This window comes from Limosilactobacillus pulli (assembly GCF_947381555.1).
Lineage (GTDB): Bacteria > Bacillota > Bacilli > Lactobacillales > Lactobacillaceae > Limosilactobacillus > Limosilactobacillus pulli.
Genome location: NZ_CANCWQ010000009.1, coordinates 48892 through 73568 on the forward strand (window position 1 = coordinate 48892; position 24677 = coordinate 73568).

Sequence of the window (24677 nt, forward strand, 5' to 3'; positions counted from 1 at the left end):
CAAGTTGGACAAAGATATGTTAATCTGTGAAGGTTGATTATCTATGTTTCAGGCAATGATTCATGGCAAAAGGAGCGTAAAATTTATGAAACAAGGAATTCATCCAGATTACCACTTGGTAGTTTTTGAAGACTCAGCAACCGGCTACAAGTTTATCTCCGGTTCTACTGCTACTTCTAAGGAAACCGTTAAATGGGAAGACGGCAACGAATACCCACTGATCCGGGTTGAAGTTACCTCTGATTCTCACCCATTCTACACGGGCAAGCAAAAGTTCACGCAAGCCGATGGTGCCGTGGACAAGTTCAACAAGAAGTACGGCCTCAAGTAAGCCGCATCTTGGCCAAAAGTCTCACTGCTGGATTTTCCGCGGTGGGGCTTTTGTTTTATCATTATAAAAGTCGAGGAAGCAAAACATGCATCGCAAGTTAAACTGGCTGCGCTGGAGTGCCGCGGCAATTCTCTTTATCGTTGGCCTGGTCTTGATCTTCAACCAGCAGATTAAGTCAGCATTAGTTGATAGCTATCGTCCTGCGGTAACGCGCAAGGCAGTAGTCAAAAATCAAAAGAAAAAGGCCAGCTATGATTTTGACAGTGTTCAAGACCTCAGTCTGCAAAGCGTTGCCGAGGCCCGTGCCAAAAAACAAGCCATCAACGTGATTGGTGAGATTGCCATTCCTGACATTGATATGGTACTCCCAATAGCCAAAGGGGTTGACAATACCACGTTAGCGCTGGCGGCTGGAACCATGCGCGAGGACATGCAGATGGGCAAGGGTAATTATGCGCTGGCTGGACATAATATGGCCAATGGCAGTAAAATCTTGTTCTCGCCGCTTTACTACCATGCTAAAAAAGGTCAGATGATCTATCTGACTGATATGGATCGCGTTTATGAATATCGGATCTATCAGCGCAAGTTTATTAAGGCCACTGACGTTCAAGTCGTCAACGATACCAAAAAGGCCATCGTTACCTTGATTACATGTGATGATACTGGGAAGGGCCGCTTGATGATTCGCGGTAAATTGGTGCGCAGCGAGAAGTTCTCCCAGGCACCTAAAAAAGCCCAAAAAGCCCTCAGCAGTAAATACACGACTGGGCGCGATTAACCAAAAAAGGATCAGACGCAAAATGCGCCGATCCTTTTTTTATTTGGTCTGCAGCTGTTCTTTAACGACGTCCAGCCAATATGGCAAAGCTTCGGCCAAACTGTCGTAGGTGTCCTGGAAACGATGCGTATACCAGGGATCGGGAATTGACGTGCCCTTTTTGCCTGGTACTATGTCAAAGGCCTCGTAGATTTTATCACGGTCTTTTTTAGGTGCAATGGCTTTTAAATGGCGGATATTCATATCGTCCATACCGATGATCAAGTCGGCCGTATCAAAGTCGGCTTGGCTGATTGGTCTTGAGATTAGGCCTTCAGTTGGCAGATGGTACTTGTGCATGATTTTTAAGGCACCAGGATGGGGACCATTACCTTCTTCTTCATAGCTGGTTGCAGCGGAGTCGACTTGAACCTGGTCAGCAAGATGATTTTGGGCAATCATCTGTTTAAACATCGCCTCTGCCATTGGTGAGCGGCAGATGTTGCCCAGACAGACGAATAAGACTTTCATAAAAAACTCCTTATCAATACTTTTACAAATTATTCTATAAAAGTTTAAGTTTTTATGCAAAACAGCAAAATCATTTTATTCACTTATCATTAACTGTTATCATTAAGAAAATCAATCTCTTAAGGAGGAGTAGTAGTTTATGATGGCAGCAATTATCGTTGCAGTAGTCGTGATTCTGCTGATTGTATGGTATGTCAGCATGTACAACGGCTTTGTCACCACGCGCAATCAAGTTGAGGAATCGGCCAGTCAGATTGACGTTCAGCTGCAGCGTCGAAACGACCTGATTCCAAATCTGGTTAATACGGTTAAAGGGTACAGCAAATATGAAGCTGGTACGCTGGAAAAGGTTACCGCGTTGAGAAATCAGCTGGCTGGTATGAATATGGAAGATGATCCGCAAAAGACCATGGAAATTTCCAATCAGCTGAGTGGCACCTTAAAGACGCTGTTTGCCGTTAGCGAAGCCTATCCAGACTTAAAGGCCAGTGCGGAGTATCAAAAACTGATGGAAGAACTGACCAATACGGAAAACAAGATCGCCTACTCGCGTCAGCTCTATAACAGCTGCGTACGGCGCTTTAACGAAAAACTGCAGGCTTTCCCATCCAATCTGGTCGGTAAGATTCATCACTTTACCGAGTTTGAATACCTGCAGGTGCCAGCTGAGGCTAAGGAAACGCCAAAAGTTGAGTTTTAAAATCGAGCTGAGGGACACGCATGCTTTATCAACAAATTAATATGAATAAGCGGCGGACGGTCTACGTAGTCTTCGGCTTTTGTCTGCTGGTAGCCCTGGTTGGTGCCGCAGTCGGCTATTGGCTGGCTGGTTCGGCAGTTGTGGGTATCATCATGGCATTAGTGATTGCTTTGATCTATACTTCGGTGATGATCGGTCAGTCAACGGATGTCGTGATGAACATGAATCATGCCCATGAGATTCATTCGGCAGCGGAGTCACCAGAACTCTGGCACGTCGTTGAAGATATGGCAATGGTTGCACAGGTACCAATGCCGCGGGTTTTTATCATTGATGATCCCAGCCCCAATGCATTTGCAACTGGCAACGATCCTGAGCATTCGGCAGTCGCTGCCACGACCGGCTTGATGCAGATGATGAATCGAGAAGAGCTGGAAGGCGTGATGGGCCATGAGATAACGCACGTCCGCAACTACGATATTCGCTTGCAGACGATTGCATTGGCACTTTCGGCAGCCATCTCGTTTTTGGTCAATCTGGTCAGCAATTTTTGGTGGCTGGGCGGTGGCCGCCACGATGATGACGAAGATCGTGGGGTCAACATTTTTGGTATGATCGCCTCAGTGCTTTTGATTATCCTGGCTCCTTTGGCAGCTGCCATTGCCCAGATGGCCTTGTCGAGAAATCGCGAGTATCTGGCTGATGCCGGTTCGGTAGAATTAACGCGCAATCCACAAGGGATGATCAGTGCCTTGCGTAAGCTGGAACATGCCGAACCAATGCAGCAGGCAGATCCAAGCAGCGCCTCGCTTTATATTACCGATCCAGAAGAAAACGCCAAGCGTCATCGCTGGCTGGATCATCTTTTTGATACGCATCCGCCACTGGAGGATCGGATCACCCGACTGGAAGAAATGTAGCATATTTTAAAACAAGGGTTCATGGATACCGATTGATAGCCATGAGCCTTTTTTGATGCTTAAAAATTAAGAACTATGCAATTGATAAATTTATAACCCTCGTTTTGTGATCATAAGGGTGATATAATTAATCAGTTAGACTAGTCGGTACGAAAGTTCAAAAATAAACAAAAGAGGAAATTTTCATGAAGATGAGTTTAGCCGAGATTGCCAAGGCAATTCGGGTGCAAAATGATATTGCAAAATGGCAGGATCTGGAAGCGACCAGCGTGGCTTTTGACAGTCGTGCCTTAGAAGACGGGGCACTGTTTGTTCCATTGATGGGTGAACAAGACGGACATCAATACGTCGCCAATGCATTTGCAAATGGCGCGGTAGCATCGCTTTGGGCCAGCGACCACGATCTGCCGGAAATGGATCGGCCACTGCTGGTGGTTGATGATCCGCTGCAGGCCTTACAGGAACTGAGCCAATACTACCTGCACAAGATCAATCCGTTCGTGGTTGCCGTAACGGGCAGCAATGGTAAGACGACCACCAAGGATATGACGGCTGCAGTCCTGGCAAGCCAAATGAATGTAACCAAAACCTATGCCAACTTCAATAACGAGATTGGTGTACCGGTTACGCTGCTCAATATGAATCCCAATACAGAAGCCGTTGTGGTTGAAATGGGAATGGATCGTCCAGGACAATTGGATTTTTTGAGCAAGTTGACTACGCCTGACATTGCAGTCATCACGATGATTGGTGAAGCGCATATTGAATTCTTTGGTACGCGCGACAAGATTGCCGATGCCAAAATGGAGATTGTACACGGCCTCAAAGAAGACGGTACGCTGGTCTACAACGGGGATGAGCCGCTGCTTAAAGAACGGGCCGCCAAGATCAAGCAGTACACCAAGACGTTTGGTCGTGAATTGGGTAATGATCTGTATGCTACCAGTGTTACGACTGCACCTAGCCATGTTACGTTCCAGGTCAATGAATGGCCAGGATTGAGTTTTGATCTGCCAATGGGTGGTGAATACAACGTCAACAACGCCTTGGCAGCCATCACGGTTGGCAAGCTGCTGCACGTCAAGCCGGAAAACATGCAGCAGGCCTTGGCTGGCGTTGAATTAACGGCCAACCGTGCTGAATGGATTCAAGGCGATGTTGGCGAGGCGATCTTAAGCGATGTCTATAATTCCAATCCAACGGCCGTTAAGCAGGTTATCAAGACGCTGGCCACGGTCAAGACCAATGGCCGACATATTGCCGTATTGGGCGACATGCTTGAATTAGGCGATGCTTCGGCCAAATTGCATGCCAGCTTGGCTGAGGCAATTTCGCATGATCAGATTGATGCCGTTTACCTGGTTGGCAAGGAAATGAACAATCTAAAAGATCAGCTGATTAAAGACGGTTATCCACAAGCAGATATCCATAGCTATGATGCTGATCAGCTTGAGCAGCTGACAAGCGAGCTCAAAGCAGTACTGACAGCTGACGATGCCGTTTTGATGAAGGCCAGTCATGGCATTCATTTAGAAAAGGTCCTGGCAGAATTGGCCAGTGCCAATGAAAAGTAATCATAGTCATGAACGATCATGATTGAAAATTAAGGAGAATATATTTAAGTGAAATTTGGAGAATTAGGGTTGTCAAACAGCCTGCTTAAAGCCATCAAGCGCAGCGGCTATGAAGAAGCTACGCCCATTCAAGAACAGACGATTCCGATGGTTTTAAATGGCGATGACGTGATTGGTCAAGCTCAGACCGGTACCGGTAAGACGGCCGCATTTGGGCTACCGATCCTTGAACACATCGATACCCAGAATCCGGCTATTCAGGCACTGATTATCTCACCAACACGTGAGCTGGCAATTCAGACGCAAGAAGAGCTGTATCGACTTGGTAAGGACAAGCGGGCGAAGGTTCAGGTTGTCTACGGCGGTGCTGACATTCGTCGTCAGATCAAGAGCTTAAAGCACCAGCCAGAGATTTTAGTTGGTACGCCGGGCCGGCTGCGTGATCACATTCGACGCCACACGGTTGATCTCAGTCAGATTCATACGCTGGTCTTGGATGAGGCCGATGAAATGCTGAACATGGGCTTTTTGGAAGATATTGAGGCCATCATTAACGAAACGCCGGTAACGCGGCAGACATTGCTGTTCAGTGCTACGATGCCGCCAGAAATCAAGCGGATCGGCATGCAGTTTATGAAGGATCCTAAAACCGTACGCATTCAGGCTCAAGAGCTGACGACTGACCTGGTGGATCAATATTACGTACGGGCACGCGACTACGAAAAATTTGATATCATGACCAGATTAATCGATGTGCAGGATCCGGACCTGACGATCGTATTTGGTCGGACCAAGCGGCGTGTCGACGAACTGTCCAAAGGCTTGACGGCCCGTGGCTACAACGCGGCCGGTATCCATGGTGACTTGACGCAGGATCGACGGACCAAGATCATGAAGCGGTTTAAAGAAGGCAAGCTGGATATTTTGGTGGCTACCGACGTTGCGGCGCGGGGACTTGACATTTCAGGCGTTACCCATGTCTACAACTACGATATTCCATCCGATCCCGACAGCTACGTACACCGGATTGGTCGAACGGGTCGTGCCGGGCATCATGGCGTCTCACTAACGTTTGTTACGCCAAATGAGATGGATTACCTGCATGAGATCGAAAAATTGACCAAAGTCCGGATGCTGCCCTTAAAGCCACCTACGGAAGAAGAGGCCTTTAAGGGTCAACTGGCCAGTGCCGTCAGCGAAATTGATGAATTGATTGCCCAGCCATCTACGCAGCGCTATGCCGAAGCTGCCCAAAAATTGCTGGAAACGCATGATGCGCTTGACTTGGCAGCAGCTTTGCTTAACGATATGACCAAAGAGGCGGCCAGTCAGGTACCAGTTAAGATTACGCCGGAACGACCATTGCCACGGCGCAAACGTCGCCAAAACAGTGGCTATCGTACCGGCAGCTACCGTCATGGTCATGGCAGCTCATCACACCGCAATTATCGTGGCGGCAAGCGCAGCGGCCAAAGCAAGAGCCGGCGCAGCTATCGCGAGGACTCAAACAACAAGAATCGACGTGGGTTTAACATTCGGCGACGTGGCGGTCAGGAACAATAGCCAATGATTCAAGGATTTGGAATTGATTTAACGGAAATTGCCCGCGTTAAGCGTGCCGTTGATAAAACGCCCAGCTTCGTTAAGCGGATTCTAACGCCGCCTGAACTGGAGCAATTAGCGACGCTGGGCGGTCGGCGCCGATACGAATATATCGCCGGTCGCTGGTCGCTAAAAGAGGCTTTTGCCAAGGCTTGGGGAACCGGGATCGGTCGCGAGGTTGGCTTTCAAGATATTGCGATCGTCAATAACCAAAGTGGTCGGCCGATCGTGGTTAAATCACCATTTGAAGGTCAGGTGTGGGCATCGGTCAGTCATACCGCCGATCTGGTAATGACTGAAATCATTTTGGAAAGGACAAGCGATCAGAGAAATGATTAGCGCACAATTGCGTGATGCCGCAATGGTAGTTGACCTAAAGGCATTGAAACACAACATCAAACAGCAGCAGGCAGCTCTGCCAGCCAACAGTCGAATCTTGGCGGTCGTCAAGGCCGATGCCTATGGACATGGTGCCGTTCCGGTTGCCAATGCCGCTAAAGAAGCTGGTGTGGATGGTTTTTGCGTAGCCATGCTGGATGAAGGACTGGAATTAAGAAATGCCGGAATTGATCGGCTGATGCTGGTTTTGGGATTGACACCGGTTCATTATGCACCGATTGCGGCTCTAAATGACATCTCACTGACGGTTGGCAGCACTTCTTGGCTAAAAGAGTATGCCGAGTTGGCCAAGCATGAGTCGCTGCCACCATTAAAGGTCCATCTGGCACTTGATACCGGTATGGGCCGCATTGGGTTTCAAAGCGTAAAAGAGTTTAAGGAAGCCCTGGATCTGGTTAGACAGCCGGTATTTGTCTTTGAAGGGATGTTTACGCACTTTGCAACGGCCGATGAGGCTGACGATACCTACTTCAAACGTCAGCTGCAGCGCTGGCAAGAGTTTTTGGATGCTGTTGATCAAAAACCGCCTTACGTTCATATGGCTAATTCCGCTGTTGGCATGTGGCATCGCGAAACGATCGCAGCCAATACGGTACGGATGGGCATTTCAATGTACGGCTGCAATCCATCTGGTCATGAACTGCCGGATTCATTGGATTTGCGGCCGGTTGCCTCAATCATTGCCAAAACAACCTTTGTCAAGCATCTCAAGGCTGGTGAGTCGGTCAGCTATGGCGCAACCTATACGGCTCAAAATGACGAATGGGTAGCTACCTTGCCAATTGGCTATGCAGATGGTTATCTACGGCGGATGCAAGGCTTTAAGGTGTTAGTGGATGGTCAAGAATGTGATATTTTGGGTCGCATCTGCATGGATCAGATGATGATTCGACTGCCTGAGTCCATGCCGGTTGGTACCGAGGCTGTCTTGATGGGAACTTCTAAAGACAAGACGCTTTTTGCAACTGATCTGGCTGACTACGCGCACACGATCAACTATGAAATCTTGACCAGTATTACACCACGTTTATTGCGGCGTTATCAAGACTAGGCAGGCGATGATGAATGGGGAAGATACGGATTCAACGCGGTGATGTTTTTCTAGCTGATCTATCACCGGTAATCGGCTCGGAACAAGGCGGCGTACGGCCAGTTCTGATTATTCAAAACGATGTCGGTAACCGCTACAGTCCGACGACGATCGTAGTCGCCATTACGGCCCAACTAACCAAGAATACCTTGCCGACGCACGTTAAAATCAAAGCATCCGAATCGGGAATCGCCTATGATTCGATTATTTTACTCGAACAGCTGCGTACGATCGACAAGCAGCGCTTAAAAAAGCATTTAACGCGGTTTGACGATCGGATTATGAAAAACGTTGATCATGCACTGCATATCAGTTTGAATCTATCGTAAACAAAAAGATCCAGTCATATTTGGCTGGATCTTTTTGTATATGGAAAAATCAATTTTTCAATTAGTAATTTGGATGCAGGTCTTCAATTTCTGGGACCTCAAAGCCTTTGCGATTCAACCGCTTAACGACTTTATCAACCAAAGCCTGGTCGGCACTGGCTGGCAACGTAAACAGGATCTGCTTGTTGTGAGTCTGAGTTGGATCAAGGTTTAACGAGATGACGTTGGCAATGTCGGTAAAGCGCGTGATCTCTTTGGCTGCCGTTACCAAGGCGCCTCGTTCATCAGGTACCGTTACCGTCAGAACATAGCTGCCGGCATTGATGTTCCAGGCCTCAGCCAGCATGCGTAAAACGCGGCTGTGCGTCAAGATACCGTAAAAATGGTTGTCCTCATCTAAAACCGCAATGTATGGTAAGTCGCGAATGGTAAAGAAGACGTTGAAGAAAGCGGCCTTGATTGAGATGAACTTGGTTGAGTTCTTTAAAAGGCTGGTAACGGGCAGATCCATGTCTCCATGCCGAGATTTATGCCGATAGATATGCATCTTATAGATGTTGCCTCGAAAAATCGTGCCAGTCTTATCCAAAACAGGTACACAGCGAAAACCGGTATTTTCCAAAACGGTCAGCGCCTCAGCCAAGGTGGCATCTTCAGGCAGGGTAGTCAGTTGATCCTTGGTCTTGATCAGTGAGTTAAAAATCATGATTGTGCCTCCAGTTTGATTACATTATGCGAATTAATCTATCAACATGATAGCACAAGTAGCAATGGTCCAATCAGCAAAAATCAGGTGGGCATTTGCTTTTTGATTGACTGTTGGTTGCGGTATAATAATTCCACTGATGCTGGACGGGGGTTGGTCCCGTGCGGCCTTTTTGTGTGTAAGGAAAGGTGATTTTTAATGAAGATGATTGTAGGATTGGGTAACATTGGTTCTCGTTATGATGAGACACGGCACAACACTGGCTTTATGGTTGTTGAGCAGATCGCGCGCGACTATCATTTGGGAGCATTTACCCATACCAAGTACGAAGCCGTTGCGGCTACAGGCATGATTGATGGTGAAAAGGTCATGCTGGTCAAGCCAACGACGTTTATGAATGATTCGGGCCGAGCCGTCAAACCATTGATGGATTACTATCAAATTGATCCAGCAGACTTGGTGATCGTGGCTGATGACTTAGATATGCCAGTTGGCCGTGTCCGGTTAAAGACGCATGGGGCCTCGGGTGGTCACAATGGTTTAAAGAGCATCATTCAGTATCTGGGAACCAAGAACTTCAATCGCGTTAAGCTGGGCATTGATCATCCCCAAAATGGAACAGTGGTCAGTCACGTGCTGGGACGCTTTACGGCACAAGAGTGGCCCGATTTTGACCAGGCCGTTGCCACCGCTGAGCATGCTCTGATCGACTGGGTTCATGGTGAGACGTTTGACCAATTGATGAATCAATATAACTAAAGCAAAAGGGGTGAATAATTTGCGTCTGACGGAATTTATGGAATCGACCAGCAATTTTGAAACGATCCTGGCCACGATTTCCGATCATAAAAATCAATTGATTACCGGAGTTTCCGGTTCTGCCACGACGCTTTTGCTGGCGGCATTGCATGAAAAGCTGAATCACCCACAGCTGATCGTGGTTGACAGTCTCTATCATATGCAAGAACTGGCAGCCGATCTGGAAAATCTGCTGCCAGAAACCGAGATTTACCAATTTCCAGTCGAAGAGGTCCTGGCCGCTGAGGTTGCAACCAGCTCGCCCAATTACCGTTTGCAGCGAGTGCTAGCCTTAAATGCACTGCAAAACCATGATCCGGCGATTGTGATTGCTTCAACGGCTGGACTGCGTCACAAGCTGATCAAGCCAACTGAGTTTAAAAAGGCCGCCTTGCATCTAAAGCCAGGGATGGAATTGGATCTAGAGCAATTGCGTGCCCAGCTTGGTGCAATGGGCTATCAGTACCAGCAGATGGTTTTAAGACCAGGTGATTTTGCTATACGAGGGTCGATTATTGATGTCTATGCCTTAAATACTGAGCTGCCGATTCGAATCGATCTTTTTGATACTGAAATTGATTCGCTGCGTACTTTTGATCCAGAATCTCAGCGCAGCCAGGAAAATCTTACTGATGTTACGATTCTGCCCGCCACCGACTTTATTCTGCCAATTACGGAGTTCGAACGGGTTGCGCAGAAAATGACCAAAGAGCAGGCTGATCTGCAGGCATTGGTTACCGATCAGGAACAAAGACAGGTGCTCAATAGTCATTTTGCCGAACTGATCTCGGCGCTAAAAAAACATGAGCTGCCAGTTGAAATGTTGGAATATGCTGACCTGGTCTATCCTGAGGCGGCCTCGCTTTTAGACTATCTGCCGCCAGCTGGCAGTCTGTATCTGGATGATTGGCCACGCATTAAAGAAACGAGCCAGCGTCTGGAAAAAGACGAACTAAGCTGGCTGGACGAAAAAATGCAGCATCATGAACGGGGACAGGACGGGTTGCTGGGGCATGATCCAGAGCAGCTGGTAACTGCCGATGCACACGCCCAGACGTATCTGGCACTGTTTAAAAAAGGCATGGGGCAGAAACGATTTGCTGCCTTGACTGATCTCAATACCAGACCCATGCAGCGATTTTTTGGTCAGATGCAACTGCTTAAAAACGAGCTGCAGCGCTGGCAAGCTCAAGGCGAAACGATTGTCCTATTGGCACAGAGTCAAGAGCGGCGCCAGCAGATGGCCAAGACCATGGCCGAGTTTGGCGTTCAAGCAGTTGAGACCCAGCCAGACTCACTGCTTGAGCATCAGACCCAATTGACGGCAATGACTTTGGCAAATGGCTTTGAATATCCGCAAGCCAATCTGGTCGTGATTACCGAAAATGAGATGTTTGCCCAGGTCAAGCAGCGCAAAATCCGACCGCAGAAACTGGCTAACGCGGAACGGCTTAAGAGCTATACCGACCTTAAGCCGGGCGATTACGTCGTACACGTCAACCACGGGATTGGGATCTTTTCTGGAATCAAGACGATGACGGTTGATGGGGCCAATCAAGACTACATGGTGATCAACTATCGCAACCATGCGCAGATCTTTGTCCCGGTTACGCAGCTGAATCTGGTACAAAAATATGTTGCCAGCGAAGGCAAGGTGCCCCACATCAATCGATTGGGCGGTACCGAATGGGCTAAAACCAAGGCGCGCGTGGCTGCCAGAGTCGAAGACATTGCCGATGAACTGGTTGATCTTTATGCGGCGCGGGAAACGGAAACGGGCTATGCCTTTCCTAAAGATGACTATCTGCAAGAAAAGTTTGAGGCCGAGTTCCCATATCAGGAAACGCCCGATCAGCTACGCAGCATCAAAGAGATCAAAAAAGACATGGAAAGCGAACGGCCCATGGATCGGCTCCTGGTTGGCGACGTTGGCTATGGTAAAACGGAAGTAGCCTTGCGAGCAGTCTTTAAGGCGGTTTTAGGCGGTAAGCAGGTGGCCTTTTTGGTACCAACAACGATTCTGGCTCAACAGCACTATGACACCATGAAGAGTCGTTTTGAGGGATTTCCCATTGAGATCGCCATGATGTCGCGTTTTAGAACGCCCAAACAGCTCAAAGAAACTGAAGCAGGGCTTAAAAATGGCAAGATCGACGTAGTAGTCGGCACGCACCGACTGCTCAGCAAAGACGTCCAGTTCAATGATTTAGGGCTTTTAGTCATTGATGAAGAGCAACGCTTTGGCGTCAAGCACAAAGAACGACTCAAACAGCTCAAGCACAACATTGACGTTTTAACGCTGACGGCAACGCCGATTCCGCGAACGCTGCACATGTCAATGATGGGCGTTCGGGATCTGTCGGTAATCGAAACACCGCCTGCCGATCGCTACCCAATTCAAACCTATGTAATGGAGCAAAATCAAGCGGCGATTCGTGATGGAATTCTGCGTGAGCTGCAGCGTGGCGGACAGATCTATTATCTGCATAATCGTGTCAATGATATCGAGCGAGTCGTGTTCGAACTGCAGGAATTGGTTCCTGAGGCGCGAATCGGATATATTCATGGTCAGATGACCGAATCACAATTGGAAGGCGTGCTGTATGACTTTATTCGCGGTGAGTATGATGTTTTGGTAACTACCTCGATTATTGAAACCGGCGTTGATATTGCCAACGTCAACACGCTTTTTGTCGAGGATGCCGATCGAATGGGGCTTTCGCAGCTTTATCAGATTCGCGGACGCATTGGTCGCAGCAATCGCGTTGCTTATGCTTATTTTATGTATCAGCCAAACAAGGTACTGACGGAACTGGGTGAAAAGCGGCTGGCTGCAATTCGTGACTTTACCGAGCTGGGCAGCGGCTTTAAGATTGCAATGCGCGACTTGGCAATTCGCGGTGCGGGTAATCTTTTAGGCAAGCAGCAGCACGGTTTTATCGATTCAGTCGGCTATGATCTGTATTCAGAAATGCTGAGCGAAGCCATTGCCAAAAAACGTGGTCAGGTCAAAAAGCCGGTCTCAAATGCCGAAATTGACATTAATGTGGAAGCCTATCTGCCGGATGAATATGTCGGCGACTCTAGGCAAAAGATTGCACTGTATAAACAGATTCGCCAAGCCAAGTCCGATCAAGAACTGCTTGATCTGCAAGGCGATTTGCTCGATCGATTTGGCGATTATGGTAAGCCGGTTGAGAATCTGCTGCTGGTCGGTAAACTGAAGATGAATGCCGATGCGGCAATGCTGGCATCCATCAAGCGGCAGCGTGATAATCTTAACCTGACGTTTACCAAGGCTGGCAGTCAGGTCATCAAGCCGCCAGCGATCATCAAGGCGCTTGCCAAAACTCGTTTTAAGGCAACGATGGGGCAGACTGATGATGGATGCTTGACGATCAGACTGGTTATTCAGCCAAAGATGACGCAAAAAGACTGGCTTGAACAGCTGATTGTCTTGGTTAGCGGCATTAAGCAGGCTGTCAATGCGGCAATTGAATCGAAGAATGATCCAAATGACAATGCCGCCTCCGCACAGGATCAAAAGCAAGATAAGGAAAGTGATGAATAAATGCGATTAGACAAATTTTTAAAGGTTTCGCGAATCATTAAGCGACGTACCGTTGCCAAAAAAATTGCCGATCAAGGCCGGATTCTGATCAATGGCAAGCCGGCAAAGTCATCCAGCAGCGTTAAGGCTGGAGACGAACTGACGATTCAGTTTGGCAATAAGACTGAGACGGTTCGTATCGATCAGATCATTGAGACAACCAAGAAAAGCGAGACTGATCAGATGTACACCATTATTGATGAAAAATTTGCCGAAGACTTCAGCAATCCCTTTGATGATTAGGGCAAATCGTCAGCAGATCTGATTAATCAATGATTTATCAAGGAATTAGCGATTGGGTTGGACAGACGGTTAAAAATACTGTTATACTTTGGACAATAATTACAAGGTGAGGAATTTTTAATGAAAGGTCGCAACGTATATAATCTTGACACGCCATACGTGCAGCAGAAAACGGCTCAACTGGCGGCTGATCTAGCATACGTCCGGCATGTCCGCAAACGCCGCTTTGTGATGATTTCGGCAATTATTGGCGTACTTGTTTTGATTCTGGGCTTTCAGCTCTGGCATAATCAGCGCCAGCTCGGTCAAGTCAACACGCAGATTCAGCAGACGCAGACACAGCTTACCAAGCAGAAGAACAAGCAAAAGGAATTAAATGCTCACATTAAAGAGCTTAATGATTCAGAATATCTACAGCAGCTGATCCGCTCCAAATACAACTACGCCAAAAAAGGTGAAACGATTTATAACTTTGCTAATTAAGCTAAAAGCGCTTTTAAAATCGTGACAGCGTTTAACTGACGATAAAAGAAAGCGGTTTTGGCTTTTTTTGTTCGCTTTAACCGCTTAATTGTTCACTTGTAACAATGTTGATTTATGTTATACTCAAAACTGTAAATAAATGATTAATTTTCAATGAGGAGGGCCAGCTAGTTCATGGCAATTGAAGAAGGAGCAAAGGTTTCAGGGAAGATCTCAGGTATTACTAATTTCGGGGCTTTCGTTGACCTGGATGACAACCAGACGGGATTGGTTCATATCAGTCAGATCTCCGACCGCTTCATCAAAGACATTCACGACGTCCTGTCAGTCGGCGATACGGTAACCGTCAAGGTAATGAAGATCGGCAGTGACGGTAAGATCGCCTTATCGATGAAGGAAGCTCAACCAAAGGAAGCACGTCACCAGCATGAGGAGCGCGAAAACCATCGCGAACAGGGACGCGGCTTCCATGAACGGCGTCATGACACGGAGTTCCATGGTCACGCACACACCCAGGAACATCACGAGCATCGTGAATTTGGCAATGCACCACAGCGTAGTTTTGCCGGAGCTCGTCATCACCACCAAAATGAAAAATTCGACAACATGCTGGCCAGTTTTATGAAACAAAGCGATTCGCTCCAGTCATCGCTCAAACGGCAGACGGATGGCAAGCGTGGTGGCCGCGGCGGTCGTCGCAGCTAAAATGAATCTTCAGCATCAAATCAAGCGGCGTCTGTCAGGGCACCGCTTTTTTGAATCTGATGCTCCCATAGTAGTTGCCGTTTCTGGGGGCGTAGATTCAATGGTCTTGATGGATGTTATGCAGCATTTGACGGATCCCGGTCGACTGATTATTGCCCATGTCAATCATGAATTAAGAGCACAGAGCAAAGAAGAAGAAGCCTTTTTGACCAACTATTGTCAAAAGCATGGCTTAAAACTGGTCATCAGCCACTGGCCAATCAATAGACATCCGCAAACCGGCATTGAGGCAGCCGCGCGGACGATGCGCTATCGTTTTTTTGCCCAGACGATACATCGATTCAAGGCTGAGTTTTTACTGACGGCTCATCATGCTAATGATCAGGCTGAGACCATGTTGATGAAGATGGTTAGAGGCGGTCAATTGACGGCACTTTCCGGAATTGATGATGCACGACCGTTTGCTGGTGCCACGCTGCTTAGACCGCTTTTAGCGATTCCTAAGGCCGATCTTTATGAGTATGCCAGAACTTATCAGCTAACCTGGTTTGAGGATGTCACCAATCAAGATCTGACACTGACGCGAAATCGATTCCGTAATTTGATCGTACCGGCTATGATTAGAGAAAATCCACGTTTTTTGGAGCATATGACGTCTTGGCATGAGCAGCTGAGCGATCTATTGGTTTTTAGTCAGGACAGTTTAAACCGGCTCTTGGATCAAATAACGAAAGGCGAGCAGCTGAAGCTTTCAAAATATTGCACCTATCCTAAGACTTGGCGGCATCTGATTATGCAGCAATGGCTTGAGAATCAGGCAGTTTTTGATCTGACGCGATCTCAGATCATGCAGATTGATCAGGTACTGAACGATACTAAAAAACCGCAGCAGGTCATTGCGTTGCCAAAAGGACACTGCCTGATAAAAGAATATAATGTCTGCTGGCTTAAAAACACGGCTAAAAAGGTTGATAATTCGCAAAAAAAGATCGCAGCTGTGGTAGAATTGGGCCAATGGCATGAAATCAGTGATGAGTTGACGTTTGGCATCTTTGATGAGAATCAGCTGCCAAATGACGCCCTTGTTTTGGCTGCCTTCAATCTACCAGTCAGCTCCTTGCCGCTTAAGCTGCGAAGCTGGCAGAAAGATGATTGTCTACGCTTGAAAAACGGTGGTCATCAAAAAGTGCGTCGAGTTTTAATTAATGCCAAGGTACCAATGTCAAAGCGGATGGATCAGCTGGTTCTGACCACGGCAAAAGGGACGGTACTTTGGGTAGTTGGTTATAAGTTTGCCTGGCTGGATGGGTCAGACAGCGCTTATCAAGATCAGAAACATCAAGTCATTGCAGTTGCCCAACGAAAATGCTAAAAGGAGCAGATAAATGAACAACGATATTGAACGCGTCTTGTACAGCACTGAGGACATCAATGCTGCCGAGGATCGTCTGGCCAAGCAGATCAACGCTGACTATGCCGACAAAAAGCCTTTGGTGGTTTCGGTTCTGACTGGGGCAGCGCCTTTTTCGGTCGACATGTTTAAAAAGATGACCTGCTATGCTCAACTGGACTTTATTGATGTTTCCAGCTATTACGGCGGCACTGAGTCAACTGGGACGATCAAGCTGATTCACGATCTGAAGGCTGATCTTAAAGGTCAGGACGTCTTGATTATGGAAGATATCGTCGACACTGGCCGAACGTTGCGCTATCTGGTTGATCTTTTAGGCGAGCGTGGTGCCAATAGCGTCAAGGTATGTACGCTGCTGGATAAGCCAGAGGGTCGTAAGGTCGAGATTGAGGCTGACTATGTCGGCTTTGTTGTACCAAATGAGTTTTTGGTCGGCTATGGGCTTGACTACCAAGGCTATTATCGGAACCTGCCATATGTAGGAATTCTGAAGCCTTCCGTATACAGTAAATAGTTGACGAAATAATGGTCAATGATGGTCAGTTATGCTATCATTTAGTCCATCAAAATAAATTAAACGTTGCCGTTGGATAGGAGGTTGTTATGAACAACAATCGTAAAAATAATGGATTCGCTCATAACGTGCTCTTCTATGCGATAATCTTTTTGTGCATTATGGGAATCGCCTACTTCTTCTTTGGAGGAAGCAGTACGAATATGCAAAGTAAGAACGTTTCCCAGAGCACTTTTGTTACCGAATTGAAGGACAACAAGGTTAAGAGCTTCCAACTTCAACCAGACGGCGGAGTCTACAAGATCACCGGTACCTACCGCAAGCCGCAAAAGGTCAGCAGCAGTGATGCCGGGTTCTCGATCGTCGGGCAAAAGAGCAGTACCACGACCAGCTTCCAAAGCTCGGTATTGGACAGTGACGTAACGCTCAGTCAGCTGCAAAAGTATGCTGAAAAACACAACGTCACTATCAGTACCAAGGCCGAAGAATCCAATAGTCTGTGGATGAACCTGCTGTTTACCATTCTGCCTTTGATCATTATGGTATTTTTCTTCTACATGATGATGGGGCAGGCCAGCCAAGGCGGTCGTGGCGGCGGGATGATGAACTTTGGCAAGTCCAAAGCCAAACCTGCCAATGCTAAGGAGAACAAGGTCCGCTTCTCTGACGTTGCTGGTGAAGAAGAGGAAAAACAGGAACTGGTTGAAGTCGTTGAATTTTTGAAGAACCCTAAGAAATTCACGCGACTGGGTGCCAAGATACCATCTGGTGTGCTTTTGGAAGGCCCTCCAGGTACTGGTAAGACGCTGCTGGCTAAAGCCGTTGCTGGTGAAGCCGGCGTACCATTCTTCTCGATCTCTGGTTCTGATTTCGTTGAGATGTTTGTCGGGGTTGGTGCCAGCCGGGTTCGTGACTTGTTTGATCAAGCCAAAAAGGCTGCACCATCAATCATCTTTATCGACGAAATCGATGCCGTTGGTCGGCGGCGTGGCTCTGGTATGGGCGGTGGCCACGATGAACGTGAGCAGACGCTGAACCAGCTGCTGGTTGAAATGGACGGTTTCAATGGTGATGAGGGCGTTATCGTAATGGCAGCCACCAACCGGGCTGACGTCTTGGATCCGGCCCTGCTGCGTCCTGGTCGTTTTGACCGGAAGATTCTGGTCGGTGCCCCTGATGTCAAAGGTCGTGAAGCTATTTTACGGGTTCACGCACGCAACAAGCCACTGGGTCCAGATGTCGACTTAAAAGAAATTGCTAAGCAGACGCCAGGCTTTGTCGGTGCCGATTTGGCCAACCTGCTGAATGAAGCGGCACTTCTAGCAGCGCGGCGCAATGAAAATGAGATCTCAGCTGCCGATGTTGATGAAGCCGAAGACCGAGTAATTGCCGGACCAGCCAAGCGTGATCGGGTCGTTTCGCCAAAAGAGCGCGAAACCGTTGCCTACCACGAAGCCGGTCACACGATTGTTGGGCTGGTCTTAAACGATGCGCGGGTCGTTCACAAGGTAACGATTGTACCGCGGGGGCGTGCCGGCGGGTATGCAATCATGTTGCCACGTGAGGACCAGATGCTGATGAGCAAGAAAAACGCCGAAGAACAGATTGCTGGTCTGATGGGTGGTCGGGCTGCTGAAGAAATCATCTTCCATTCACAGTCGTCTGGTGCATCCAACGACTTTGAGCAGGCTACTCAGATTGCACGGGCCATGGTTACCCAATACGGGATGAGTGACAAGATTGGTCCGGTTGAGCTGCAGAGCTCGGGTCAGGTCTTTGCTGGCCAGGGCTATGATCAGTTCGGCTATTCGCAGCACACGGCGGCCGTAGTTGATGAAGAAATCAAGCGGATCTTGAATGAAGGTCATGAACAAGCGCTCCACATTATTGAGACGCACCGTGAACAGCACAAGCTGATTGCCGAGGCGCTGCTCAAGTATGAAACGCTGAATGAAAAGCAGATTCTGAGTCTGTACAAGACTGGGAAGATGCCAGAAGCCGATGTTGAAGCTGCCGAAGATGAACAGCATGCGGCAACTTTTGAAGAGTCTAAGCGTGCTTTGGAACGTCGCGAGACTGAAAAGGTTGAAAGCGATCATGGCAGTGATGCGGAATCAAGCAATGATTCACAAACGCCAGCCGACTCAGCTTCAAATGATCAAAATGACCACCATGACGATCATGATGATCAGGCATAATTGCCAATTAACAGGAGCGTTTATGACCACTGGTCGGCGCTCCTGTTTTATTATGGAATTAAAATCAGAAAAGGTGACTTAAATGGAAAACAATGACTATCTAGTAAAAAGCATGACCAAAGATGGCATGTTTCGTGCCTATGCAGTACGGGCGACCAATTTGGTTGAAAAAGCACATGAGATTCATGATACCTGGAGTGCCAGCTCAGCAGCTATGGGGCGGACTTTGATCGGTACGCTGCTTTTGTCAACGTCCAGTCTGGATGACAAGGCCGGTATGACGGTTAAGATTCAAGGCAATGGTCCGGTTAGCTATATCGTTGCTGATGGGACGGCGCATGGTGAAGTCAAAGGCTATATGAAAAATCCGCACGTTAATCTGCCATTAAACGAAGCTGGCAAGATTGATGTTGCCGGGGCAGTTGGCCGTCAAGGCACGCTTTCGGTAACCACGATGACGCCAGGCGACAAGACGCCATATACTGGTGAAGTCGATTTGATCTCAGGCGAGTTGGGTGATGACTTTACTTATTACCTGGCTAAATCGGAACAGATCCCTTCAGCAGTCGGTTTGTCGGTGTTTGTTGAAAAAGATGATTCGATCAAGGCAGCGGGCGGTTTTATGGTTCAAGTAATGCCTGGTGCCAGTGATGAGGCTATTACCAAGCTGGAGGATGCAATCAAGGGGATGCCAAGAGTGTCGGACCTGCTTTTGGAAGGCAAGACGCCCGAAGATATCTTACACATGCTGTTCCCAGACGAAGAGCTTAAGATGCTGCAGACGATGCCAGTATCTTATGCCTGCCATTGCAGCAAGAATCGTTTTGCTCATGCTTTGGCAACGATTAAACCTGCCGATCTAAAGGAAATGATCGAACAAGACGAAGGTGCTGAGATTGTCTGCCAGTTCTGTGGCAAGAAGTACCATTTTAATAAGCAGGACCTGGAAGTCATCTTAAAACAGGCGACTAGCAGCGATGAAAACTAGCTAAACGATATAAGAGGCTGGGAATAGAGTCTCAAAACAAAAATGGCTGAAGATTACGTTACTTAAAACGTTGATCTTTGGCCATTTCTATTATTAAAGTTATTTTATTTGGTTAGAAAATCAGTTTTTGCTCTCTCTTTTTGATCTTTAGCAATCGCTTCGCCTGCAGAATGAATGGGTAAGGTTAGGACTGCGTTGACAATTTTTGATCAACCAGTGAAAATTAAGACATTCGAAAAACAGAGGCGATGGGTTTGAAAGACGGTTTATTTAAGTGGCTGTGCGGCCTGGCTTTTTTGAACAACGTTGGCTACAGCTGTGTATGGCCGGTGACAACGGTCTATATGCACGATCAGCTGCATCAGTCGTTGGTTTTGTCTGGTCTGGTACTGCTCTGCTATTCCAGTGCCAATGTTATCGGCAGCATTATGGCCGGCAGCTGCTTTGATCATGGGCATACGTTTGGCTTAAACGTCTGTGGTCAGTTAATTACGCTCTTGGCGGTAACGATTTTGATTTTTGCACATGGCTGGCCAATCTACTCAATCTTGTTGTGCGGATTTGGTTTTGGCAATGGCTGGATTTTAACGCTGATTAATTCAATGGGCACGCACGTTAAAAAATATCCGGGCACCAAGGTCTTTAATCTGCTCTATCTGGTGGAAAACGTTGGGCTGGTAGTTGGGACAGGAATGACTGGCTTTATTTATGAGCAAGGCATTGGCTGGCTGTTTGCCTTAATTGCCATAATGTATCTGTTTAGTCTGATCATTGTCCTTGCTAAGTTTGGCAGAGTTGAGCTGCGTGCGGAACCAATTTTGCAATCATCACAATTACAGATGCCGGCAGCCGCAAAAAAGCCTTCTAAGAGCAATTGGAGCGTAATTATGGTACTGATGCTTGGCCTGGTGATTGTCTGGATTATGTACGAGCAATGGATGAGTAATCTAGCGGTTTACCTAGCGCGATTTGGAATTTCTACGGGACGCTATGGCATGCTCTGGACAATCAACGGCATTTTAATCATTGCGTTTCAGTTGCTGATTGAATGGATCAGCCGGTATCGTGCCACCCTGAATTTTCAAGTGACATTTGGTGCAATGGCGATGGCTGGTTCGTTTGTGATCTTGTTGGCTGCTGATCGTTATGGACAGTTTATTTTGGCGATGGTTGTCTTGACGCTGGGTGAGTCGCTGTTGATTCCAGGCGTGCCGGCCTACGTCAATCGTTTGTCGCCAGCAGCACAGAAAGGCCGCAATCAAGGGTTGGTCAATGCTTTTTCATCGCTTGGCAAGGCGCTTGGACCGTTGTTTGGTGGATTGGTTATTGAAAAAATAGGATACTCGCCATTGTTTTTGATTTGTGCAGTTGCCGATCTTGCAGTTGGCTTAACGATCTGGGGAGTACTGCATCTCTTGCAACATGGTCTGCAGAATTATGACTAAATGATAATTGCTGAGGCTCTGGCTTGCTAATTCAACGCTGATTAAGCTACAATCGTTTTGATTGTAATTTTAAGGAGGATATTTTTGTGGAATGGCAAATTGGCAATGTCACGATTCCCAATCAAGTCGTAGTGGCTCCCATGGCTGGAGTTACCAATTCCGCGTTTCGCGTTATCTGTAAAAAGTTTGGCGCGGGTTACGTGGTCTGCGAGATGATTTCTGATCGCGGCATTATGTACCACAACAAAAAGACCCTGTCGATGCTGAAGGTTGAGCCAATCGAACATCCGATGGGCATTCAAATTTTTGGCGGTACTAAGGAAACGCTGGTTCAGGCAGCCAAATTCATCGATGAAAACACCGAAGCTGATGTGATTGATATTAACATGGGCTGCCCAGTTAACAAAGTCGTTAATACCGATGCCGGGGCAAAATGGCTGCTAGATCCAAACAAAGTCTATGAGATGGTTTCTTATGTCGTTGATGCCGTTAAAAAGCCGGTTACGGTCAAAATGCGTACTGGTTGGGACGACAAGCACGTCTATGCTGTTGAAAATGCACTGGCTGCCGAGCGTGCCGGTGCTCAGGCAATTGCCATGCATGGGCGAACTCGTAAACAGATGTATACAGGCCACGCTGATTGGAATATCCTAAAAGAAGTGGCCAATGCACTAACGATTCCATTTATGGGCAATGGTGACGTTAAAACGCCAGAAGATGCCAAGCGGATGCTGGATGAAACCGGTGCGACCGCCGTTATGATTGGTCGAGCTGCCATGGGTAATCCTTGGATGCTCAAGCGAACGGCTCATTATCTGGAAACGGGTGAACTGCTTCCTGAAGCTACGCCGGAACAAAAGATTGCCATGGCTAAAGAGCATTTGGCTGGCCTGGTGGAACTAAAAGGTGAGCATGTTGGCGTTCGGGAGTTCCGTGGACAATCAACCTACTACATCAAGGGGATTCCGCGAGCAGCCAGAACAAAGGCAGCATTGGTTGAGGCAGAAACGCAGCAGGAAATGATCGATATTTTTGATCGCTTCCTGGAAGATACACAAAAGCGAACAGCACAGCAGGAATTGCGTCGTGCTCAACGCCAGGCAAAAATTGAGGAGGAAGACTAGTGTCACAAGAACTGGATCAAATGCGCGTTCGTCGCGAAAAAATGGATGAACTCAAGGCTGCAGGGATTGAACCATTTGGTCGTCGCTATCATCGCGACCACCTGGCTCAGGATCTGCACGAACAGTTTGATCAAGTAGATAAAGATGAACTGCTTGAACAAGAAAATATGGTCAGCATTGCCGGCCGAATGATGCGTAAGCGCAGCAGTGGTAAAGCCGGTTTTGCCGATTTCGTTGATCGGACGGGCAAAATTCAGGTTTACGCACGTAAGGACATGGTTGGCGATGAACAGTACCATATCTTTAAGCGGGCCGACCTTGGTGACTTTATGGGAATCAAGGGTGACGTTATTAAGACCAACACTGGCGAGCTGACGATTCGCGCTCGAGAAATTACCTTCCTGTCTAAAGCACTGCGGCCATTGCCAAACAAGTGGGAAGGGGTTAAGGATCCAGAGACCATCTATCGTCAACGTTACCTGGATCTGATTGCCAATCCAGAAAGCTTCAAGCGGTTCCACCAGCGGACGGCGATCATCAAGGCCGTTCGTAAATATATGGATGATCATGGCTTTACCGAGGTTGAAACGCCAATCTTAAACACGCAGGCCGGTGGTGCCAATGCTCGGCCATTTATTACGCATCATAATGCTTTAAACATCGACATGTATCTGCGGATTGCCACGGAGCTCTACTTGAAGCGGTTGATCGTCGGTGGTTTTGAACGGGTCTATGAATTAGGACGGGTCTTTAGAAATGAAGGGATGGACCTGCAGCACAACCCTGAGTTTACGACGATTGAAACCTACGCTGCCTACTGGGATCTGTGGGACGTAATGGATGAAACGGAAGGAATCATCAAGGCCGCAGCTAAGGTGGTTTCTGATGATGGTAAGATTACCTACCAGGGTACTGATATTGACCTAGGCGGTAAGTTCAAACGGATTACGATGAACGACGCCGTCAAGGAACAGACTGGCATTGATTTTAAAGAGGTCAAATCTGATGAGGAAGCTCGTCAATTGGCCGAAGAAAAGCACGTTAAGTACGAAAAATGGTGGTCCAAGGGTCATATTCTGAGTGCTTTCTTTGATGAATTTGTAGAAGATACCTTGATTCAGCCTACGTTTATTTATGAATTCCCAGTTGAAGTCTCACCACTGGCTAAAAGAAACCAAGAAAACCCAGCAATGGCTGATCGATTTGAGCTTTACATCGCTGGTGGCGAAATGGGTAATGCCTTTAGTGAATTAAACGATCCAATCGATCAAAAGTATCGTTTTGAAATGCAGGCTAAAGAAAAGGCCAACGGTAACGATGAAGCTGAACCAGTTGATCTGGACTACGTTGAGGCTCTGGAATATGGGATGCCGCCAACAGGTGGTCTGGGAATTGGTATCGACCGTTTGGTAATGCTTTTGACTGATGCCAAGTCGATTCGTGACGTTATTCTTTTCCCAACGATGCGTCCAGAAAAGTCTGCCGACGAAGAAAAAGAAGATAAGTAATTCAATAGCAAAAAGCTGAGAATTAACGCAACCTCTTAACTATGTATGAACAATAATACCTTAGCGCAGTAGCTGGCTGGCAATTCAAACGCTGATAAATCAGCATTTGAGTGACCTAGTCATCCTTGCGGACAAACTCCGAAAATCGGTCGTAAGCTGATTTTCGGAGTTTTTTCTCACTCTCTTTTTGATTGTTGAGTTATGATCAGAGAATTAATCAAAAGATTCTGGTTATCGATCACTGAATAACAAAGCAATTTGGTTATCGATTATTCTGCAATAAACGAACTAATTGTCAACTAGAAGACTAATTAGTTCGTAAGTGAAAAATTGCTTTAGAAAGTTTAGAAATAGCGTTGACGAACCCTAGGGAAACCTGTATAGTATTTATTGTTGTCAAAGCGATTGACCGGTATTCAAATGGTTGATCGTTAATGATCAAGAAAAAAGATCTTGACATTGAATTGATAATTTGATATATTAGTTAAGTCGCTGATTTGATCAGCTGTTGAAATTAAATAAATTTCTTCTTGACATCAAGTTGACGATTTGTTAAAATATTAAATGTTGTTATCAAGCAACACGGTAGACCTTTGAAAACTGAATACAGTTTCGACGAACACAAATGTGTAGGGTCATCAATCATTACGATTGATGCAAAAACATTTGCGAAGTCAATTCGCTTAATTTAAATTTGAGCTTTTCAAG

At 47.2% G+C, this 24677-nt stretch carries 23 protein-coding genes; 21 read left to right on the top strand and 2 right to left on the bottom strand.

The window, feature by feature from the left end:
* Positions 1–85 precede the first annotated feature (85 nt).
* Both QOS03_RS04310 and QOS03_RS04315 read left to right on the top strand, forming a co-directional pair.
* Complete coding sequence (locus QOS03_RS04310) at positions 86–331, top strand: type B 50S ribosomal protein L31 (RefSeq protein ID WP_169462291.1); 246 nt, start codon at positions 86–88, stop codon at positions 329–331.
* Positions 332–416: 85 nt separating this feature from the next.
* Positions 417–1112, top strand: a complete 696-nt coding sequence (locus QOS03_RS04315; RefSeq protein WP_272208370.1) for a class A sortase — start codon at positions 417–419, stop codon at positions 1110–1112.
* A 39-nt stretch (positions 1113–1151) separates the two neighbouring features.
* Here the strand turns inward: QOS03_RS04315 and QOS03_RS04320 are convergent, their stop codons facing one another.
* Positions 1152–1622, bottom strand: a complete 471-nt coding sequence (locus QOS03_RS04320) for a low molecular weight protein-tyrosine-phosphatase (protein ID WP_272208369.1) — start codon at positions 1620–1622, stop codon at positions 1152–1154.
* A 142-nt stretch (positions 1623–1764) separates the two neighbouring features.
* Here QOS03_RS04320 and QOS03_RS04325 point away from each other — a divergent pair, with 142 nt between their 5' ends.
* The 7 genes from QOS03_RS04325 to QOS03_RS04355 all read left to right on the top strand — a co-directional run bounded on the left by QOS03_RS04325 (position 1765) and on the right by QOS03_RS04355 (position 8236).
* A complete protein-coding gene (locus QOS03_RS04325; RefSeq protein ID WP_283575482.1) occupies positions 1765–2322 on the top strand; it encodes a LemA family protein in 558 nt (185 codons plus the stop codon).
* Between the two features lie 20 nt (positions 2323–2342).
* On the top strand, positions 2343–3242 hold the full coding sequence (htpX, locus tag QOS03_RS04330) for a zinc metalloprotease HtpX (RefSeq protein ID WP_283575470.1): 900 nt from the start codon (positions 2343–2345) through the stop codon (positions 3240–3242).
* Positions 3243–3427: 185 nt separating this feature from the next.
* Positions 3428–4816: a UDP-N-acetylmuramoyl-tripeptide--D-alanyl-D-alanine ligase gene (locus QOS03_RS04335; protein WP_283575471.1), complete on the top strand. Its 1389-nt coding sequence runs from the start codon at positions 3428–3430 to the stop codon at positions 4814–4816.
* 48 nt (positions 4817–4864) lie between these two features.
* The gene (locus QOS03_RS04340; RefSeq protein ID WP_283575472.1) at positions 4865–6379 is read left to right on the top strand and encodes a DEAD/DEAH box helicase; all 1515 of its coding nucleotides are present in this window, start codon (positions 4865–4867) and stop codon (positions 6377–6379) included.
* Positions 6380–6382: 3 nt separating this feature from the next.
* Complete coding sequence (acpS, locus tag QOS03_RS04345) at positions 6383–6757, top strand: holo-ACP synthase (protein WP_272208366.1); 375 nt, start codon at positions 6383–6385, stop codon at positions 6755–6757.
* Complete coding sequence (gene alr, locus QOS03_RS04350) at positions 6750–7868, top strand: alanine racemase (RefSeq protein WP_283575473.1); 1119 nt, start codon at positions 6750–6752, stop codon at positions 7866–7868. Before acpS ends, alr begins: the two co-directional genes overlap by 8 nt.
* A gap of 14 nt (positions 7869–7882) precedes the next feature.
* Entirely contained in the window at positions 7883–8236 is a 354-nt protein-coding gene (locus tag QOS03_RS04355) for a type II toxin-antitoxin system PemK/MazF family toxin (RefSeq protein WP_283575474.1), read from the top strand.
* 61 nt (positions 8237–8297) lie between these two features.
* Here the strand turns inward: QOS03_RS04355 and cbpA are convergent, their stop codons facing one another.
* On the bottom strand, positions 8298–8942 hold the full coding sequence (cbpA, locus tag QOS03_RS04360) for a cyclic di-AMP binding protein CbpA (protein WP_169462299.1): 645 nt from the start codon (positions 8940–8942) through the stop codon (positions 8298–8300).
* Positions 8943–9140: 198 nt separating this feature from the next.
* On the opposite strand from cbpA, the gene pth reads away from it, so the two are divergent.
* The 12 genes from pth (at position 9141) to lysS (ending at position 23969) form a co-directional block, all read left to right on the top strand.
* The gene (gene pth / locus QOS03_RS04365) at positions 9141–9701 is read left to right on the top strand and encodes an aminoacyl-tRNA hydrolase (protein ID WP_283575475.1); all 561 of its coding nucleotides are present in this window, start codon (positions 9141–9143) and stop codon (positions 9699–9701) included.
* A gap of 19 nt (positions 9702–9720) precedes the next feature.
* Positions 9721–13311: a transcription-repair coupling factor gene (gene mfd, locus QOS03_RS04370; protein ID WP_408612070.1), complete on the top strand. Its 3591-nt coding sequence runs from the start codon at positions 9721–9723 to the stop codon at positions 13309–13311.
* On the top strand, positions 13312–13593 hold the full coding sequence (locus QOS03_RS04375; protein WP_169462302.1) for an RNA-binding S4 domain-containing protein: 282 nt from the start codon (positions 13312–13314) through the stop codon (positions 13591–13593).
* 120 nt (positions 13594–13713) lie between these two features.
* Positions 13714–14076, top strand: a complete 363-nt coding sequence (locus QOS03_RS04380; protein ID WP_169462303.1) for an FtsB family cell division protein — start codon at positions 13714–13716, stop codon at positions 14074–14076.
* Positions 14077–14250: 174 nt separating this feature from the next.
* Positions 14251–14781: a S1 domain-containing RNA-binding protein gene (locus QOS03_RS04385; protein WP_169462669.1), complete on the top strand. Its 531-nt coding sequence runs from the start codon at positions 14251–14253 to the stop codon at positions 14779–14781.
* Complete coding sequence (gene tilS, locus QOS03_RS04390) at positions 14744–16153, top strand: tRNA lysidine(34) synthetase TilS (RefSeq protein ID WP_283575476.1); 1410 nt, start codon at positions 14744–14746, stop codon at positions 16151–16153. The genes QOS03_RS04385 and tilS overlap by 38 nt, the downstream gene beginning before the upstream one ends.
* Positions 16154–16166: 13 nt before the next feature.
* Complete coding sequence (hpt, locus tag QOS03_RS04395; RefSeq protein WP_143113165.1) at positions 16167–16706, top strand: hypoxanthine phosphoribosyltransferase; 540 nt, start codon at positions 16167–16169, stop codon at positions 16704–16706.
* Between the two features lie 89 nt (positions 16707–16795).
* Positions 16796–18904, top strand: coding sequence for an ATP-dependent zinc metalloprotease FtsH (ftsH, locus tag QOS03_RS04400; RefSeq protein ID WP_283575477.1), 2109 nt, complete (start codon positions 16796–16798; stop codon positions 18902–18904).
* Positions 18905–18986: 82 nt separating this feature from the next.
* On the top strand, positions 18987–19892 hold the full coding sequence (gene hslO / locus QOS03_RS04405; protein ID WP_283575478.1) for an Hsp33 family molecular chaperone HslO: 906 nt from the start codon (positions 18987–18989) through the stop codon (positions 19890–19892).
* 254 nt (positions 19893–20146) lie between these two features.
* Positions 20147–21337 (top strand): MFS transporter, encoded by a 1191-nt coding sequence (locus QOS03_RS04410; protein ID WP_283575479.1) that lies wholly within the window; start codon positions 20147–20149, stop codon positions 21335–21337.
* Positions 21338–21423: 86 nt separating this feature from the next.
* On the top strand, positions 21424–22461 hold the full coding sequence (gene dusB / locus QOS03_RS04415; RefSeq protein WP_272214847.1) for a tRNA dihydrouridine synthase DusB: 1038 nt from the start codon (positions 21424–21426) through the stop codon (positions 22459–22461).
* Positions 22461–23969 (top strand): lysine--tRNA ligase, encoded by a 1509-nt coding sequence (lysS, locus tag QOS03_RS04420; protein ID WP_272214846.1) that lies wholly within the window; start codon positions 22461–22463, stop codon positions 23967–23969. Before dusB ends, lysS begins: the two co-directional genes overlap by 1 nt.
* The last annotated feature ends 708 nt before the right edge of the window (positions 23970–24677 follow it).